Origin of the sequence: Kitasatospora sp. NPDC093558 (assembly GCF_040683475.1) — a bacterium.
In the GTDB taxonomy this organism is placed as follows: Bacteria; Actinomycetota; Actinomycetes; order Streptomycetales; family Streptomycetaceae; genus Kitasatospora.
This window is the reverse complement of the sequence record NZ_JBFBDY010001004.1, coordinates 1-1,776: the sequence shown is the minus strand read 5'-3', so window position 1 is coordinate 1,776 and position 1,776 is coordinate 1. Positions and strand designations below refer to the sequence as shown.

The 1,776-nt window shown below is 74.3% G+C and carries 2 protein-coding genes; both read right to left on the bottom strand.

Going from position 1 to position 1,776, the window contains the following annotated elements; genetic code table 11:
* Positions 1 to 687 (bottom strand): DUF4157 domain-containing protein (locus tag AB0O00_RS37875; RefSeq protein WP_363659235.1); only part of this gene is annotated, 687 nt, incomplete at its 3' end.
* Between the two features lie 110 nt (positions 688 to 797).
* The coding region (locus AB0O00_RS37870; RefSeq protein WP_363659234.1) for an ATP-binding protein at positions 798 to 1,776 on the bottom strand (979 nt) is incomplete at its 5' end.

The following is a 1,776-nucleotide window of genomic DNA, read 5'->3' as shown; positions in this document are numbered from 1 at the left end:
CTGGGACGCGGCTGTTTCGTCCTCCTCGGGCGCCTCCGTCCGCTGCACGAACAGGCCCTGCACTGACGCGTCTTCCTCCTCCGCCTCCCGCTGTACGGCGGGTGCCGGGGCCGCCATCACCCGCTCGGCCGTCGCGGCCGCCTCCCGTTCGAAGCGGTCGCCCGGGTCGCTCACCGCGATGCCGCCCGCCGCCGGGGTGCCGTCGACCGGTCCCGAGCGCTGCTGCACGACGTGGGTGAGCTCGTGGGCGAGCGTCGTGCGGCCCTGGTGGGAGCCCGGGTCGTAGGCGTCGCGCTGGAAGACGATGTGCGAACCGACCGTGTACGCATGGGCGTTGACGGCCTTGGCGGAGTCGTGGGCGGCGGAGTCGGTGTGCACGCGGACGTCACCGAAGTCGTGGCCGAGGCGGGCCTCCATGTCCGAACGCACGTCCCCGTCAAGGGCGTTGCCGCCTGAGGCGACGACGCCGTGCACCGGAGAAGCGGGCGCACGCTCCTCCTCCAGTGCCGCTCCGACGGCGGCGTTGCCCACCGCGCGCTGCAGTCCGAGCAGGCCGCCCGCTCCCAGCAGGCCCGCACGCCCGCCCGCGGCCGCCCGGAGCATCAACCCGGCATGATCCTGCGGAGCCCGTTCGGCCCGAGGCGCGGCGTCGGCGAGCTGCTCGGCCCCGAGTTCGTGATCGCGCATCCCATCACTCCCCAACCACGGTCATCCTCACCAGAGTTGCCCCCGGCGGCCACCGACCGCCAGGGACGCCCGGCGTACCGACCGGACACCCCCCGTTGCCCGAACGGGCACTACGGGGCGAGCCGGGTGAGTGCGTGGTAGGGCCCGAACTCGCTCTCCAGGCACAGCCTTCCCAGCTTCCGGTACTCCCGCGCCACCGCCGCGATCAGGTCCGCCATGGCGACCGGGCGGCCCGCGTCGGCGGCGAGGTAGGCGGCGGTGACAGCGGCGGAGCGGATGTCGCCGCCCGCCAACTCGAAGGCGGCTCCGCAGAATTCGAGGTCGAGGTCGTCGGCGCGCGGCAGCGCCGGGCCGAGGCAGCGTTCCCACAGCGCCGTCCGCTGGCCGGCCTCGGGCCGGGGGAAGTCGACGACCAGGTCGAGGCGGCGGGTGAACGCGTCGTCGAGGTTGGCGCGCAGGTTGGTCGCGAGGACGGCCAGGCCGTCGAAGGACTCCATCCGCTGGAGCAGATAGGCGCTCTCGACGTTGGCGTAGCGGTCGTGGGCGTCCTTGACCTCGGAGCGCTTGCCGAAGATCGCGTCGGCCTCGTCGAAGAGCAGCACGGCGTTGACCCCGGCGGCCTCGGTGAAGATGCGTTCGAGGTTCTTCTCGGTCTCGCCGACGTACTTGTCGACCACCGTCGCGAGGTCGACGGTGTAGAGGTCGAGGCCGAGGTCGCCGGCGATCACCTCGGCGGACATCGTCTTGCCCGTTCCCGAGTCGCCCGCGAACAGCGCCATGACGCCGCGTCCGCGCCCGCCGCCGGGCCGCATCGCCCAGTCGCCGAGGACGCGGTCGCGGTGCCGGGCGCGGGCGGCGAGTTCGTGCAGCCGGGCCAGGACGGGCGGGGGCAGGACCAGGTCGGCCCAGCCGACGGTGGGCCGGATCCGCCGGGCGAGGCGTTCGAGGCCGGCGCTGTTCTGCGCCCGGGCGCCGTGCAGGAGGTGGTCCTCGGTGAGCGGGCCGCCGGCGAGGACGGCCTGCTGGTGCGCGGTCCGGACGGCGCGCTCGACCTGGTCGGGGGTGAGGACGAAGGCGGCGGCGGCGTCG